We start from the raw sequence: 15,307 nt of genomic DNA on the forward strand, positions 1-15,307 counted from the left end.
GATATCAATTAACGGAGTGAAAACCTTGCTCTTTTATTTTCTCCAAAACAGATTCCTTCGTAATCTGTTCCTCATGGTACATAATTTTCACTTCACCGTCTGACACATCAACAAGCGCTCTCTCTATTCCATTCGTATTTAACAATGCTGATTCCAATGTTTCAATTGGTTGCGCATTTGTCGTCTCCTGTAAATAAACAGTCATTTCCTTCATTTTGTAGTACTCCCTTCCATATATTCTTTGTATAGTAAGTAGAGTACCCGTTATGACTTACAAACATGCCTTCTTTTTTGTTGAAGATATACGGCTTTTGCCATGTTGAATAACCTTGATGCAATTCGCACAACAGCCTAATTCCTCAGAAAATACATACCACTTTTGACAGTTCAGACATTTTTTATGTAGCTCCTCGTTTATGAGCAAATCATATCCATAATATGTTACTACTCGCTCAATCTTCATCTAATTCCTCCCTTAACAACCCTCATTACATTATGCAAATAGGGTTAGGTGGTGCTTATCCGAAAATAATCGAATAAAAAAAGGTGCCCATTTGAATAAAATGGACACCCTTTAATTAATGCTGTTTGTTAGGAAGGCTGCTCTCTGGATGGCCTTTTCCTTTATGTTTGTTTTTCTCTTGCTTTTTGGTGTTTTCCTTTAAATTTGCTACAAATTCACTTGTATCCTTCATGCTTTACACCTCCTCTAGAATATAAACATTTGTTAATTTTTCCGAATGTGATAAATTAAATTCTATTTCTTCACATTTCCGTTTATACCAATTTATCCCTAAAAAACTTATATAGGTATAACAAAATAACAAATTACTACGATAAACTACAGAAAACTATCACGAAATAAAAATTGGTAAAACATGTTTAATCCTTTATCGCACAATATTGTTCGATATATTAAAAATCTTTTTGACAAAACATCTGTTTTTTCAGTATTATATTAGAATACTAGAGGAGGTTCATAATAATGCTAGACTTAAATAAACAGAAAATTGTGGACAGTGTTCCACAAAAGGGTTTTTTTGGTCATCCAAAGGGACTTTTCACTCTGTTTTTCACAGAGTTCTGGGAGAGATTCTCCTATTACGGGATGAAGGCTATCCTTGTTTACTACATGTACTATGAAGTAACAAAGGGCGGACTTGGCATTCCGGAAACTACTGCATTTGCCATTACTTCCATTTACGGATCGCTTGTATATATGTCAGGGATCATCGGTGGTTGGTTGGCTGACAGAATTTTTGGTACTTCTAAAGCAGTATTTTATGGCGGAATTTTCATCATGCTTGGTCATATTGTTTTAGCAGTACCAGGAAGCATCAGCATGTTCTTTGTATCAATGGTGCTTATCGTAATTGGTACAGGCTTACTTAAGCCAAACGTATCAAGTATTGTCGGAGATATTTATTCACAGCAGGACAATCGTCGCGATGCTGGCTTCAGTATTTTCTACATGGGTATTAACCTTGGCGGATTCCTTTCACCTCTAATTGTCGGTGAAATCGGCATGAACACAAGCTTCCATTTAGGCTTTGGTCTTGCTGCAATCGGGATGTTTATCGGACTATTAGTATTCATGTTCACAAAGAAAAAAAATCTTGGTTTAGCAGGGACAATTGTTGCCAATCCGTTATCTGCTACTGAAAAGAAAAAGGTTTATACAATCATAGGGATTGGCATTGTTATTATTGCCATCATTTTAGCAATTACTATTCCTGCTGGCATTCTTACATTTGACACATTCGCTATTGTGGTAGGAATTCTTGGCTTCTTGATTCCAGCTATCTACATTACGGTAATGTATCGCAGTCCGAAAACGACATCTGACGAACGCTCCCGTTTGATTGCATATATTCCGTTATTCTTAGCATCTGTTATGTTCTGGGCAATTCAGGAGCAAGGTTCAACAATTCTTGCAGGATATGCGGACAAGCGGACACAGCTTGATTTTGCTGGCATGCACTTGTCACCAACATTATTCCAATCACTGAACCCATTATTTATCATCGTGTTTGCACCAATTATCGGATGGCTATGGGTTAAGCTTGGCAATCGTCAACCGTCCATACCTAAGAAGTTCTCAATCGGATTGCTGTTTGCAGGTCTTTCCTTCCTAGTAATCCTGCTTCCTGCTTATTTCGGCGGAGCTGGCTCACTAGTTAATCCTTTATGGCTTGTACTAAGCTATTTCATCGTTGTTATCGGGGAGCTTTGTTTATCTCCTGTAGGTTTATCTGCAACGACTAAATTAGCACCGGCTGCATTCTCTGCACAAACAATGAGCCTATGGTTCTTGTCAAATGCTGCAGCTCAAGGGTTAAATGCACAGATTGTTAAATTCTACTCTGAAAAAACAGAAATGATGTACTTCGGTATTATTGGTGGCTGTTCGATCGTATTAGCCATTGTATTGTTCCTTCTAGCACCAGCGATTCAAAACAAGATGAAGGGCATTAAATAATAGCCGTAAAAAAAGAACTAGATCAATGATCTAGTTCTTTTTTTTGCTACTTAACCACCAAAGGAACAACCATTCCTTTATTCACATCAATCAATCCGTGATCAGTAATTTTTAATGCTGGGCTGACTGGTAGTGATAATGTGCTTAATGACATAATCGCATTATAATGTTCATAGCCAAGCGTGTGCATTGTTGCTGTTAAATGTTCTACTTGTTTGGAAATAATCGCTAATGGTTCTTCTGAAAGAATACCGCCAACAGGCAGTGGTACATTTGCAAGGATTTCGCCATCAAGGACACAGCAAATACCGCCTTGCTGCTGGATTACTGCATTTGCAGCTATCACCATATCCTCCTTATTTTGACCGAGCACAAGGAGATTATGATTATCATGGGAATAGGTTGTTGCTACAGCACCTTTTTTGAGAATATCGCCGCCGATTAAGCCTCTTGCACTGTTGCCGTTTTTTCCATATCGTTCAAATGTTGCAAGAAGTCCGTATGCACTTGTTTCCCATTGCAGCTTTCCTGCTACAACAAGTAAGCTGTCATGCTTTTCTTCTGTAAAGGTAGAGCCGTTTTTCACGTTCATCGTGCGGCAAGTTACATTGCCGTCTTGTTGCGGAAGATTAACATCAAAATCTGCCTCTTCCAGTTTGCCCATACTAACACTCTCATAGAAGTTATCAGGGAATTGGCGGCTGCTTGCTTCCTGTACATAGGAAATTGTCTCATCGTATACTTTTTTACCTTTTTTATACACCTTTTGAATGTGGAAGCTGTCTAGCTCTGAAACTAACAGAAAATCTGCGAGCTTACCTGGTGCAATTGCTCCTCTGTCATACATTCTCATTCTAGCAGCTGGTGTATAGGTACAAGCATAAATCGCTTTTTCTGGGGACATTCCCATTGCGATGGCTTTTTTGAGGAGAACATTTAAATGACCTCTGTTTTGCAAGGAATCTGCCATCACATCATCAGTCACAAAACAAAAATGCTCATCCACTTGATGCTCCAGCAAGTAATTCATCACTTCATTTGTCATAGATTTTTCCTGAATTTCAAGGAACATGCCAATAGCAATACGCTCCTTCATTCCTTCAACAGTCTGATGCGTATGATCTGAAGTTACGCCTGCAAAGGAAAGCATCTGCAACTCAAGATCAAGCAGCTTCGGAACATGGCCTTCAATTATCAGCTCTGGATAGTTCTTTGTTATATATGCTAATATTTGATTTGTTTTTCCGCCTGGCTTGGAAATAACATCATAATAATTCATGATTTCTCCAAGACATTTTATATCCTCTGTTTGCAGCAGTTCCTCAATATCTTCTATTTCTATCGCACCACCAGTTGTTTCCATGCTAGTTGCAGGAACCGAGCTTGGAATAGCATAGAACATGTCCAAAGGATAGTTCTTGCTTGCTTTAATCATCTCTTTCACACCTGCTATTCCAAACACGTTTGCCATTTCATGAGGCTCTGGTACAATCGTTGTTACACCATTCTTCAGCAATCCATAAGAAAAGGTTGCTGGTGTTACCATTGTGCTTTCTATATGAAGATGGATATCAATCAAGCCTGGTACTAAATACATGCCATTTGCATCTATTGTTTCTTCTGCCTCAAAGGTTTCATTACCTTTTAATCCAATATAAAAGAACTTGCCATCCTTAACAGCTGCATTTCCCTTTGTGAATTGCTTGAAATAGCTGTTGTAAACCATTGCCTCTCTTATTAGCAAATCGACTTTCATCATTGATCCCTCCTATTCTACAAGCACCATTTGATCCTTTGGAATAATTAAGACCACATCTTGTCCAGCCTGATACGGTGCTATCATTTCCTTATTGACAGTGAAATCACCGATTGGTGTGCTGACAACATATTGGTAGCTTCTGCCGAGGAATGTTGTTATTTTTATTTTGCCTGGTATTCCGTTCGATGGAAGAACTTGTGTTTCATTCCATTCCGCAAGAATGAAGTCATCTGGACGGATAGCTCCTACCTTTTTATTCGGACTCATATGTTCATGCAGATCAAGTGTAAATACACGGCCATTTTTTTGAAGCTCGACTAGCTCCCCTTTATCTTCTCTGCTCTCAAACTCGATGAAGTTTTTGAAGCCAATGAAATCTGCCACAAATTTTGTTGCAGGATATTTATAGATTGTCGCGGGATTACTTAATTGTTCAATGACACCTTTATTCATAATCGCAACTTGATCAGAAATAGAGAAGCATTCTTCTTGGTCATGTGAAACATACACTGTTGTTATGCCAAGCTCTTGTTGAATTCTTCTTATTTCCACACGCATATTGACACGTAAATTAGCATCCAAATTACTCAGTGGTTCATCGAACAACAGAATATCTGGCTCAATTACTAGTGCTCTTGCGATTGCTACCCGCTGTCTTTGCCCACCTGAAAGCTCTCCAGGAAATCTTTTTCCAAATCCTTCTAGATTAACGATTTCTAACATTCGTGCGACGCGCTTTTCTATCTCTGCCTTTGAAACTTTACGCAAACGAAGACCGAACGCAATATTATCAGCAACAGTTAAATGTGGAAACAAAGCATAATTCTGAAACACAAATCCGAAGTTCCGCTTATTGACCGGAACCTTTGTATAATCCTTATCTCTAAACAAAAACTTGCCATTTGTTGATTGCAGGAAGCCGGCAATCAAACGAAGTGTTGTTGTTTTACCGCAACCACTTGGACCAAGCAAGGATACAAGCTGCCCCTTTTCTATCTCAAGATTAAAATCCTTAAGGATTTCTTTTTTGTTATATGCTACAGATATGTCTTGTAATGTAAACAAAGCCATCCTTATTCATTCCCTTCTATCTTTTTGTAAAGTAGGATAATCCCATCAATCGCTCTACGATAAACATAAACAATGCGGTGATAATCATAAGCAATACAGATATTGCCGCGACTGTTGGATCAAAGTAATTCTCAACATACAACAGCATCTGAATTGGGAATGTGCTCACACCCGGTCCTGTCATGTACACAGAGATATCAACGTTATTGAATGATTCCAAAAAGGCAATCATAACTGCCGCAATGATACCTGACTTAATATTCGGGATAACAATTGAAAAAAATGTACCGATTCTGCTTGCTCCCAAACTAAGTGCTGCTTCCTCAATAGAGAAGTCAAAATTAGTTAAGCTGGACGAAATGACGCGAATGATAAATGGGAGCATAATGACCGTATGGCCGATAAAAAGGGATGTATAAATCGGCAATTCATATGCTACAACAATGTATCTTAAAAACGAAAAACCAAGCACAATTCCTGGGATAAGAATTGGTGAAACAAAGATTCCATTAATAATTCCCTTACCTGCAAAATCAAATCTGCTTAATGCATATGCCGCCGGAACACCAAGCAACAATGCAAGAATATTCCCTGCGATTGAAACGATGATAGATGTCTTGAAAGTACTCAAGAACATTTCTACTTTAAAAATATTTTCATACCATTTAAATGAATACTCTTCTGGAGGGAACTTTAAAATGCTTCCGCCCTCAAAAGAAGTTATTGAAATTATTAGCAATGGCCCAAGTAAAAAAACAAAAACAAGGAATGTAAACAGGGCCAATCCTCTATTCTTTTCCTGCATACACCTCTACCCCTTCGGATTAAGTTTTTTTGCTGCTCCATTCATAATGGAAATGATTATAAAGGTCACAACTATCATGATTGTTGCCACAATAGATGCAAGCTTCCAATCATTTAATGTAATCGCATTTTGATATAAGAACGTGGAAATAACTCTCTGCTTCCCGCCTAATAATGCTGGTGTCGTGTAGGCTGTAAAGCTGCCGACAAACACTAGAATGCTGCCAATTACAAGCCCAGGTACACATAATGGTACGACAATCTTTAAAAAGACACCGAGCTTGGATGCACCAAGACTCTCTGCAGCCTGCAGCAAATCCATTTCGATATTCTCCATTACTCCAACAAGCGTGACGATAACTAAAGGAAGAAACAAATGCACCAGACCGATAATGATAGCAGTTGGTGTATAAAGAATCTCAAGCGGCTCGTTGATAAGCCCTGCTCCTAAAAGCAGCTTATTGAGAACCCCGTTTTTCCCGATAATGATCATCCAGCTAAAAGAGCGCACAACAGGGCTTGTTAACAGCGGAAAAATCGTTAACAGCAGGAATACTGCTTTTTTTCGGGCTTGAAGCTTAGAAATGTAATAAGAAACCGGAAATCCGATCAGTATACAAATGATCGTCGTCAACAGACTGACACGCAATGTCGTTAATAAAATTTTGATGAAATAATCATCTTTAAAGAAATCAACATACCCTTTTATACTAAGTGTTCCATTATCATGAAAGGTTGTCCCAATCATGGATAAGATTGGAATAACCATAAACACAGTCAAAAACAGCAATCCTGGCAGAAGCAACAGGTATAGATATCTTTTCTTCATCTCATCACTCCCTGTTTTTTAATTTAAGAATTTAAGATTTTAATAAACATTGCAAAAAAAGCTTCTGCATCGACTTCAAGACATACTTCCAAATTAGGCTGCTTGTTTAAACGATTTTGAAAATCACAAACGAGCTGGCCATCACATAACTCACTTTTCGTTTCTACATCAACATAATGCTTTTCTGTCACAGCAATTGTATTGTTTAAAGCAATCCCAACCGCTAACGGGTCGTGCATGGCACATGCATGCACGCCGTAGCGAGAATAATATTTCTCTTGATAGTCTTTTGTGCTTTCTTCTATATAACTTGCAAGCTTTTTATTTGTCAGCTTGCTGATATGCTCCTTAGTCAGTAACGCCTTTCTTGTGACATCTAATCCAACCTGGACAATGGCCGGAAAACCAGCTTGAAGGACAATTTTTGCCGCTTCCGGGTCCACATATGCATTAAATTCAGCTGTAGGTGTTATATTGCCGACGCCCTTAACTACACCGCCCATGAAAATTACTTTCTTGACATGCTTCGTTATTTGAGGACATTTCTTAACCGCTAAAGCTAAATTTGTAAGAGGTCCAGTACAAACAAGTGTGACCTCTCCGGAAAAACTTAAGATAGAGTTAATGATGAAGTCTGGCGCAAAGCCATCACTAACCCTATTGCTTGCAGGAATATCTCTTAACGCGCCTCCAAGCCCATCCTCTCCATGAATGCGGTGTTCGAAAAACGGTTCTCGGAAAAGTGGCGTTTCCGCCCCCTTAATAACGGGTATTTCTGTTTCTTCAAGCAAATCAAGAATTTTACATGTATTAACGGTCGCTGCATCTAAAGAAACATTTCCGTTTACTGTCGTTATTCCTAACAGGTCGAATTTTCTGCTTTTAACGGCAAGAAGGATGCCGATTGCGTCATCTATTCCTGTATCCACATCAAGTATTAGCTTTTCAGGCATGCTAGATTCCTCCTACTCTTATTGGATTAGCTCTCTGTTCCAGCGATCTATCCAACCTTTAAGATTATCGTTAACAAATTTCATATCCATCGTATGAAGGCTGTTGATTAAGTCTTCTCCGTATGTTAGTCCTTCTGCTTCTTCATCTGACAATTGAACTTCAACATTAACTGGGGAATCAACTTTATTTTTTGCTGATTTCTCTTGAGCCTCTTTACCAAGAATATAGTTTATGAATTTTTCAGACAGTTCCTTTTGATCAGTACCTTTTACAACGTTCATTGTGTTCATAACTGCATAACCGCCTTCATCAGGTGTGACAAATTCTGCATTTGGAACAGCTTCTTTCAAGTCAGCAAAATACATTTCCATAATCGGACCAGCTGCTATTTCACCTTGCGCGAACATGTTAACATATTCTGAAGTTTGTCCATATTCCTTCACAACACTTGGCATAATTTCCTTCAAGGAAGTGAATGCTGCATTCTCATTAAATGTTTCTTCACCTTTTACCATCGACGCTATATCTACCATCATTGGTCCTGTTGTTGAAGTGATGCTTGGGATTGTGATTTTGCCTTTCAAATCAGCGCTCCATAAATCCTTCCAAGAAGTGATTTCTATAGGAGACTCATCTGGATTATAGGCAATTCCGAACTGGGCAATAGTATAAGCAGGTCCATATTCTTCTCCTAGTGGAGCTTTAGCGACATCATAGATTTTATCTACGTTAGGAATATTTTCACGATCAATCGTATCGAATAGGCCATCTTGAATGCCTTGCTGTGCATAATAGTCTGAAAGGAAAATAACATCTACATCTGAGTTGCCTTGTTTAATTTTGTTAAGGCGGTCTGCATTATTACCTGTGTCTAACACGATTTCTACGTTGTTTTCCTCTTCAAATGGCTTATATATTTCTTTACGGAAGAAGTCCTCATTGAATCCCCATGTGGAAACAACCAGTTTTTCCTTTCCTTCACTTTCAGAACCTTCGTTTGAACCACATGCTGCTAATAATAGTAAAGATGATGCTGCAACTGCTTGAATAATTTTCTTCATTACGAGCCCCTCCAATTTTTTATTGTTTATTTTTTTATATAATTGCGGCTTATATTCCCCTTTTTATCCTGCTGGTAAAAGCAGAACAAAAAAAGACAATCTTAAATAGAATCATTCTTCTACTTAAGATTGTCTTTTCTTTGATAAACAAAGGGAAAACTATCTTTAGTCTTTATATTTCGGCGTTTCACTCAGATAAATCCAAGCAAAAATCCAATATTTTATTTCAAGACAATATTTGTAAAGGCAAATTGAGTGAATGAATCGTAATCTCTTAATATAGCTTCTATATTCCAACCGGTTTGTTCCTCGACCTGAGTTCTAAACTTTTTCTTGAACAACAGAGACAGATGAAAGTCCACTTCAAGCTTTAAGCTTGGTACTTCACCTTCTAATGCAGCAGATCTTGAAGCTCTCGGATGCTTAGCTTGCAAGGTTATTATGTTTTGGTCGATTGTTACCTTCAGCAAAGTGGTGCCAGCACCAAATAAATCTTTTGATACTTTATTATAGATTTGAGAAAGCAATCTCTTCATTTCATTCGAATCTATGATAATCACCTGCCAACCAATTTATATCTGTATTATACATACCTTTTTATCTACTTACAATAGAATGTGCGTTTTTTAATTAAAAAAATATAAAAAAACAGATTCAAACATTGTTTTTTAAGTCAAAATACGAACTATACAAACTAAAACTTCATTATTATACACATAGAAATTAAAGAAAAAAGCACTCTTAGTCGTATATTTTATCCTGTATCATGCAAAAATTCGAGGTACTTGTCAGAATATCTGACCTTGATTTCCTTCACCTAGTCCATTTTAATATTGTTACATCATATCATTATTAAATTATTTAGAAAATTACTTTTTTCAAAAAAAAGCAGGATTCTTGGGAATCCTGCTCATTCGACAGTATGAACTACTTAAAGGAGCTTCACCTAACTGCATCAATCGAGACATTTATAACAATATATCTCCAATCTTTTAATGCAACTAAGGCTTATTTTTCTTCCTGTCTAATCTTCTCAATTTCGTCTGCTACGAATTGCACTTGTGTACCGACGATTACTTGAATGCTTGTCGGCCCGACAATATTGATTCCCGGCACGCCTGTAGCTTTAATTTTGTTTTGATTAACTGTATTCATATCCTTCACTTCTATTCTTAATCTTGTTACACAGTTATCAACAGATGCGACATTTGCATCGCCGCCCAAGCCGTCGTAAATTTCTGTCGCCATAACAGCAAACTTATTGTCGTTATTTATTGGTGCTGTAACAAGCGCTTCTTCTGCTGTTTCTTCTTCTTCACGTCCTGGTGTGGTCAAATTAAACTTCGTGATAAGAAAACGGAACAGTGTGTAATAGATACAAGCGAATATTAAGCCTTGAACAATCAGCATGTACGGTTTGTTCGCAAGTGGCAGTCTTGAGCTTAAGATAAAGTCAATTAAACCTCCACTGAAGGAAAAACCTGCTGTCCAATGGAAGGCAGCCGCAATTGCCAAGGAGAAGCCAGTAAGCACTGCATGAACTAAATAAAGTCCTGGTGCTGCGAACATAAAGGCAAACTCAATTGGTTCTGTCACACCTGTTACGAATGCCGCAATACCTGCTGCTAGCATAAGGGATGCAACTTGCTTCTTTCGTTTCGTTTTTGCTGTATGGTACATTGCTAAAGCTGCTGCTGGCAAACCGAACATCATCACAGGGAAGAAGCCTGCTTGATACATGCCAGTCACACCTTTTTCTCCCTTGCTATTCCAGAAGTTCCCTATATCATTAATTCCAGCTAAATCAAACCAAAATACAGCATTTAAGGCATGATGGAGACCTGTCGGAATAAGCAGCCTGTTGAAGAAGCCATACAAGCCAGCTCCAATTGCTCCCAGTTTACTGATTTGTGTTCCAAATGTTACTAAGCCACTGTAAATTGCCGGCCATAAGAACAATAGAATAACTGCAACTACTAGCATGCTAACAGCACTTAAAATCGGCACAAGTCTTTTTCCACTGAAAAACGCAAATGCAGCGGGAAGCTGTGTTTTACTGAACTTATTATACATAACGGATGCAACAATACCGGAAAGCATCCCAATAAAGGCATTTTCAATTTTGGTAAAAGCAACATTCACATCTTCCGGATTAATGCCTTGAAGCATTGCGACGGAATCTGTGGATAATAATGTTTTAATAACGAGAAAAGCAACTAAACCACTTAATGCAGCAGAACCGTCCTTGTCCTTCGATAGCCCTAACGCTACTCCTACTGCAAACAAATATGGAATATTATCAAGAATGGAAGAACCAGCCTTAACTAGAAAAGCGGCTGTTGGACTGTCTGCTCCCCATCCAGAAGGGTCGATTGCATAACCTATCCCCATAAGTATCGCTGCCGCTGGCAATACAGCTACAGGCAGCATTAAAGCTCGACCAAGTTTTTGCAAATAAGCTTTCATGATTTTTTTCCCCTTTAGTTTCTTAAATAAAAATACTCTCTCTAAATACTGTCAGTATGAAACCTTTACTTTATATTTAAGGTTTTTTGTCCTTCACATCATGAAAGTACTGTTGAATTGCTTTTTTTAAATGACCACCTGTGGCTTCTAAAAAAGTCTTTGCCTCCGTTGATGTGCCGCCTGTCAATAGAATAAAAGCAGCTGATTTTAGATCATGGTTTGTGTCCTCAAGAGCTGCTCGCGCCGCTTCCTCTGTTGCAGCTGTCATGTTGATTAGCATCTGCACAGCTCTGTTTACAAGCTTCCTGTTAATCAGCTTCATATCTATCATTTCATTTTGATACGTTTTGCCAAGCTTTGTCATCGTTGCAGTTGACAGCATATTTAAAATCATCTTTTGGGCAGTTCCCGCCTTAAGCCTTGTTGAACCCCGTATAGCCTCTGGTCCTGTCGGCGCCTCAATCCCAATATCACAGGTTGCTGTTAATGCAGTACGCTCGTTATTGCTTATCCCCACTGTAAGTGCGCCAAGGTCAGCTGCGTATTCAGCCGCAGCAAGGACGAAAGGCGTTGAGCCACTCGCAGTTACTCCGATAACAACATCTGCCTGCGTTAAGGAATGGTTTTTCAGGGCAGTAATAATCCAGCTATCATCATCTTCTGTTTCCTCAAGAGAATTCCACATCGCCTCATATCCGCCTGCAAGGAGGGGAATCCACCTATTTTGCGCAATGGAAAACGTCGGGACTAGTTCGACTGCATCAACCACAGCTAATCTCCCGCTCGTTCCTGCGCCGATAACAAAGCATCTACCTCCGAGCTGCCATCTTTCAACAATTGCATCAACAGCATGACTTATATGGGTAAGGGCCCCGCGGACTGCCTTTGCAACTCCTTTATCCTCATTGTTCATGAATTGCACAATCTCAAACGAAGACCATTCATCCAACCCAATACTGTGAGGGTTTTGTTGCTCGGTTCCTGTTAATTTGTTCATAGTTTCACCTCTTCATATCGATGACAAATTTATAACGATCTCCTCTGTAAATCGATTTAACATATTCAAATGCTTCACCGTTTTGCAAATAGCTGAACCTCTCGATAAGTAAAACAGGGTCGCCTTCTTCAATTTGCAGAATAGAGCATTCGCTTTTTTGAGCAAGTGATGACTCCAGTGTTTGTGTTGCATGACTGATGTTTAGCCCCAGCTCATTTTCAATATATTCGTAAAGAGATGCATGAACAGTTTCTTCTGTTAAATCAGTGATGATATTTGCCGGTAAATAAGATATTTCAAGTGCCATTGGACTTTCGTCTGCAAGCCTCAGCCGGCTCACTTCATATACCGGCACACCTTCTGTTATCTTCAGCTTTGCGGCAATATTCTTGTCCGAACTTATTTGCTGGAAGGAAAGAATTTTCGTTAACGGCTTTAATCCTCTTGATCGCATATCCTCTGAAAAGCTCGTCAATCCGGAAAGGGGCTGCTCAACCTTTTGTTCTGCGACAAATGTTCCCTTGCCCCGCTTTCTAACTAAAATGCCTTCATTAACAAGATTATTGATTGCTTGGCGGACAGTCATTCTGCTTATATCATATTTCTCTGAGAATTCTCGTTCAGAGCTGATTGGATCACCTGGATTAAGTCCTTTCACAAGCTCCTTGATTTCCATCTCCAGCTGAAAATAGATTGGAATATGGGAATCCTTAATAATCAACGGTTAACACTTCCTTCTTTTTCCTTCAATAATGCCAATGCTTCACTGTCTGCAATTATAGTTACATCAGGATGCTCCTTCAAAATAGAGGCAGGAATATCCTCTGTCACCTCTGTTTTAAAGAGGTTGTACAATATTGGTGCTTTCTTTGCCCCTGATGCCAGTAAAATAATTTTTCTGCTTTTCATAATGGTCGATATCCCCATTGAAATAGCATGTGTCGGCACATCATCCTTATTCTCAAAATACCTTGCATTGGCATCTCTTGTCGATGGATCCAATTCAACTACACCAGTCTTTGAGGAGAAGGGCGTTCCAGGTTCATTAAACCCTATATGGCCATTCTCGCCAATCCCAAGGACTTGAAGATCCACTCCGCCTAAATCTTTAATCAGTTGCTCATAATCCTTTGCATCTTGCTCATATGGCGGTGTTTCTGCCTTTGGAAGATGAATATTTTTTCGTTTCAGGTTGATATGATCGAACAGATGCTTATCCATATAATAGGTGTAGCTTTGATCACTGTTCTTTTCTAACCCGACATATTCATCTAGGTTCACTGTTTTAATGTTTTCATAAGATGTTGTATTTTGCTTATAATCCTCTACAAGACGTTTATAGGTTCCTGCAGGTGTTCCTCCAGTTGCCAATCCAATTACAGCTTCTGGCTTTTCCTTCACCAGATTAATAACAACCTCTGCTGCTTGCTCACTCATTTGTTCATAGTTATCTACTTCAATCCATCTCATTACAATGCACCTCCAGATTTTGTTGCGATTATTCCTTTACATATAGTCAAGACAACTTCATTGTTTGCATTTAATACAACCAAGTCCGCGTCCTTCCCTGCTTTTATACTTCCTTTTTTATCCAAAACACCAATCTGTCTTGCAGGATTATAGGATCCCATTACGATGACATCCTCTAAGGAACAGCCTGTAAATGCCATCATATTAGTAAGAGCATCGTTCATTTTTAACGTGCTTCCAGCAAGGGCTCCACTTTCTAACAGAGCTTTACCATCTTTAACAATCACCTTTTGGCCGCCGAGTGAGGAAATTCCATCTTCAAGCCATTTTGCTCTCATGCTGTCAGTGATTAAGATAATATTATCCTTGCCTTTTTGCTTAAACGTCAGTTTGACTATTTCCGGATGAATATGAACTCCATCGACAATCATCTCTGCTGTCAGCTCATCATGAAGGAGTGCACCACCTGCCGTTCCAGGATCTCTGTGATGGAAGCCTCTCATCCCATTATATAAATGGGTAACATGATTCACTCCCGCTTTAATCGCATCGACGACCTCTTCATATACAGCATCAGTATGCCCCATTGAAGCAACAATGCCATTTTCTTTTAAATAAGCTGCCAACTCTAGCCCATTTTCTTTTTCAGGCGCTAATGTTACAAGGCGGATATGGTCACAAGCCAGTGCATTCCATTTCTTAAAAAGCTCAATATCTGCCAGCTTAATAGCATTTAGCGGCTGTGCACCTGCTCTCTTTTCATTAATAAAGGGGCCTTCGAGATGAACTCCAAGCATTTCTGCTTTACCTGAACCATTGGCCGTTTTCATATAGGCAGCAATGCTTTCTAAAGCAGCTTCAATCTCTTCTTGCCCTTGTGTCATAGTTGTTGCCAAGAAGCTAGTTGTTCCTTCATATGGCAAAATACTTGCGATTGTCGCAAGACCATCCTTTGTCCCATCCATCGCATCAGCATCGTTTGCTCCGTGAATATGAATATCAATCATCCCGGGAATTAGTTTGCTCCCCTTTGGAAAAGATATTGTCTGTACATCCGCTTTCTCGTCTTTCCAATCAGCAGTTTTCCCATAAGACTGGATGCTTCCTTGTTCGATAAGCAAGAAGCCATCGGAAATAACTTCATCTTCTGTATAAATGATTAAGTCCTTAAGAAGTAAAGACTCGCCAGTACTCTTGATTGACATAACAAAATCCCTTCTTACTTTAATTTATTTAAAAACTATATAACTAGATGTCTATACCAGTTATCTTAACATGTATTAATTCTAGCAAATATCTGCAATATTGCTAGAATTTTCTTAGATTATCTTTCAAAACAGCCACTTTATCAGAAACCGCTTACAGACAAATTATAAATGAAGGCTATTTACTTTGTCAATACAACTTATAGTCTTTA

The 15,307-nt window shown here is 38.8% G+C and carries 15 protein-coding genes; 1 reads left to right on the plus strand and 14 read right to left on the minus strand.

The features are described from left to right. Positions 1-4 precede the first annotated feature (4 nt). Complete coding sequence (locus CEQ21_RS08650; protein ID WP_185764267.1) at positions 5-214, minus strand: heavy-metal-associated domain-containing protein; 210 nt, start codon at positions 212-214, stop codon at positions 5-7. A 364-nt stretch (positions 215-578) separates the two neighbouring features. Next, on the minus strand, positions 579-695 hold the full coding sequence (locus tag CEQ21_RS08655; RefSeq protein ID WP_185764268.1) for a DUF4023 family protein: 117 nt from the start codon (positions 693-695) through the stop codon (positions 579-581). Between the two features lie 290 nt (positions 696-985). Here CEQ21_RS08655 and CEQ21_RS08660 point away from each other — a divergent pair, with 290 nt between their 5' ends. Beyond that, positions 986-2,479, plus strand: a complete 1,494-nt coding sequence (locus tag CEQ21_RS08660; RefSeq protein WP_185764269.1) for a peptide MFS transporter — start codon at positions 986-988, stop codon at positions 2,477-2,479. Between the two features lie 46 nt (positions 2,480-2,525). On the opposite strand, the gene CEQ21_RS08665 is transcribed toward CEQ21_RS08660, so the two are convergent. The 12 genes from CEQ21_RS08665 to nagA all read right to left on the minus strand — a co-directional run bounded on the left by CEQ21_RS08665 (position 2,526) and on the right by nagA (position 15,095). Beyond that, positions 2,526-4,235, minus strand: coding sequence for an adenine deaminase C-terminal domain-containing protein (locus tag CEQ21_RS08665; RefSeq protein ID WP_185767202.1), 1,710 nt, complete (start codon positions 4,233-4,235; stop codon positions 2,526-2,528). A 12-nt stretch (positions 4,236-4,247) separates the two neighbouring features. Continuing rightward, on the minus strand, positions 4,248-5,309 hold the full coding sequence (locus tag CEQ21_RS08670) for an ABC transporter ATP-binding protein (protein ID WP_185764270.1): 1,062 nt from the start codon (positions 5,307-5,309) through the stop codon (positions 4,248-4,250). Between the two features lie 16 nt (positions 5,310-5,325). Next, positions 5,326-6,114 carry an ABC transporter permease gene (locus CEQ21_RS08675; RefSeq protein WP_127735698.1) on the minus strand — a complete coding sequence of 263 codons (789 nt, stop codon included), beginning with the start codon at positions 6,112-6,114 and terminating at the stop codon, positions 5,326-5,328. 6 nt (positions 6,115-6,120) lie between these two features. Then, complete coding sequence (locus CEQ21_RS08680; protein ID WP_185764271.1) at positions 6,121-6,942, minus strand: ABC transporter permease; 822 nt, start codon at positions 6,940-6,942, stop codon at positions 6,121-6,123. A 23-nt stretch (positions 6,943-6,965) separates the two neighbouring features. Beyond that, positions 6,966-7,895 (minus strand): nucleoside hydrolase, encoded by a 930-nt coding sequence (locus tag CEQ21_RS08685; protein ID WP_185764272.1) that lies wholly within the window; start codon positions 7,893-7,895, stop codon positions 6,966-6,968. Positions 7,896-7,913: 18 nt separating this feature from the next. Beyond that, positions 7,914-8,957: an ABC transporter substrate-binding protein gene (locus tag CEQ21_RS08690; protein ID WP_185764273.1), complete on the minus strand. Its 1,044-nt coding sequence runs from the start codon at positions 8,955-8,957 to the stop codon at positions 7,914-7,916. 221 nt (positions 8,958-9,178) lie between these two features. After that, entirely contained in the window at positions 9,179-9,517 is a 339-nt protein-coding gene (locus CEQ21_RS08695; protein WP_127735710.1) for a DUF2294 domain-containing protein, read from the minus strand. Positions 9,518-9,965: 448 nt separating this feature from the next. Further along, entirely contained in the window at positions 9,966-11,423 is a 1,458-nt protein-coding gene (gene nagE, locus CEQ21_RS08700; RefSeq protein WP_185764274.1) for an N-acetylglucosamine-specific PTS transporter subunit IIBC, read from the minus strand. Between the two features lie 76 nt (positions 11,424-11,499). After that, the gene (murQ, locus tag CEQ21_RS08705; RefSeq protein WP_185764275.1) at positions 11,500-12,420 is read right to left on the minus strand and encodes an N-acetylmuramic acid 6-phosphate etherase; all 921 of its coding nucleotides are present in this window, start codon (positions 12,418-12,420) and stop codon (positions 11,500-11,502) included. Between the two features lie 4 nt (positions 12,421-12,424). Next, a complete protein-coding gene (locus CEQ21_RS08710) occupies positions 12,425-13,141 on the minus strand; it encodes a GntR family transcriptional regulator (RefSeq protein WP_185764276.1) in 717 nt (238 codons plus the stop codon). Then, positions 13,138-13,890, minus strand: a complete 753-nt coding sequence (gene nagB / locus CEQ21_RS08715) for a glucosamine-6-phosphate deaminase (RefSeq protein WP_185764277.1) — start codon at positions 13,888-13,890, stop codon at positions 13,138-13,140. The genes CEQ21_RS08710 and nagB overlap by 4 nt, the downstream gene beginning before the upstream one ends. Then, positions 13,890-15,095 (minus strand): N-acetylglucosamine-6-phosphate deacetylase, encoded by a 1,206-nt coding sequence (gene nagA, locus CEQ21_RS08720; protein WP_185764278.1) that lies wholly within the window; start codon positions 15,093-15,095, stop codon positions 13,890-13,892. The genes nagB and nagA overlap by 1 nt, the downstream gene beginning before the upstream one ends. Positions 15,096-15,307: the final 212 nt, after the last annotated feature.

The sequence above is a fragment of the Niallia circulans genome, from assembly GCF_007273535.1.
GTDB lineage: Bacteria > Bacillota > Bacilli > Bacillales > Cytobacillaceae > Niallia > Niallia circulans_B.

Excerpts from the sequence above, each read along its gene's own strand:
- CEQ21_RS08650 (WP_185764267.1), bottom strand. The coding sequence starts at position 214 with ATGAAGGAAATGACTGTTTATTTACAGGAGACGACAAATGCGCAACCA.
- CEQ21_RS08655 (WP_185764268.1), bottom strand. The coding sequence starts at position 695 with ATGAAGGATACAAGTGAATTTGTAGCAAATTTAAAGGAAAACACCAAA.
- CEQ21_RS08660 (WP_185764269.1), top strand. The coding sequence starts at position 986 with ATGCTAGACTTAAATAAACAGAAAATTGTGGACAGTGTTCCACAAAAG.
- CEQ21_RS08665 (WP_185767202.1), bottom strand. The coding sequence starts at position 4,235 with ATGAAAGTCGATTTGCTAATAAGAGAGGCAATGGTTTACAACAGCTAT.
- CEQ21_RS08670 (WP_185764270.1), bottom strand. The coding sequence starts at position 5,309 with ATGGCTTTGTTTACATTACAAGACATATCTGTAGCATATAACAAAAAA.
- CEQ21_RS08675 (WP_127735698.1), bottom strand. The coding sequence starts at position 6,114 with ATGCAGGAAAAGAATAGAGGATTGGCCCTGTTTACATTCCTTGTTTTT.
- CEQ21_RS08680 (WP_185764271.1), bottom strand. The coding sequence starts at position 6,942 with ATGAAGAAAAGATATCTATACCTGTTGCTTCTGCCAGGATTGCTGTTT.
- CEQ21_RS08685 (WP_185764272.1), bottom strand. The coding sequence starts at position 7,895 with ATGCCTGAAAAGCTAATACTTGATGTGGATACAGGAATAGATGACGCA.
- CEQ21_RS08690 (WP_185764273.1), bottom strand. The coding sequence starts at position 8,957 with ATGAAGAAAATTATTCAAGCAGTTGCAGCATCATCTTTACTATTATTA.
- nagE (WP_185764274.1), bottom strand. The coding sequence starts at position 11,423 with ATGAAAGCTTATTTGCAAAAACTTGGTCGAGCTTTAATGCTGCCTGTA.
- murQ (WP_185764275.1), bottom strand. The coding sequence starts at position 12,420 with ATGAACAAATTAACAGGAACCGAGCAACAAAACCCTCACAGTATTGGG.
- nagB (WP_185764277.1), bottom strand. The coding sequence starts at position 13,890 with ATGAGATGGATTGAAGTAGATAACTATGAACAAATGAGTGAGCAAGCA.
- nagA (WP_185764278.1), bottom strand. The coding sequence starts at position 15,095 with ATGTCAATCAAGAGTACTGGCGAGTCTTTACTTCTTAAGGACTTAATC.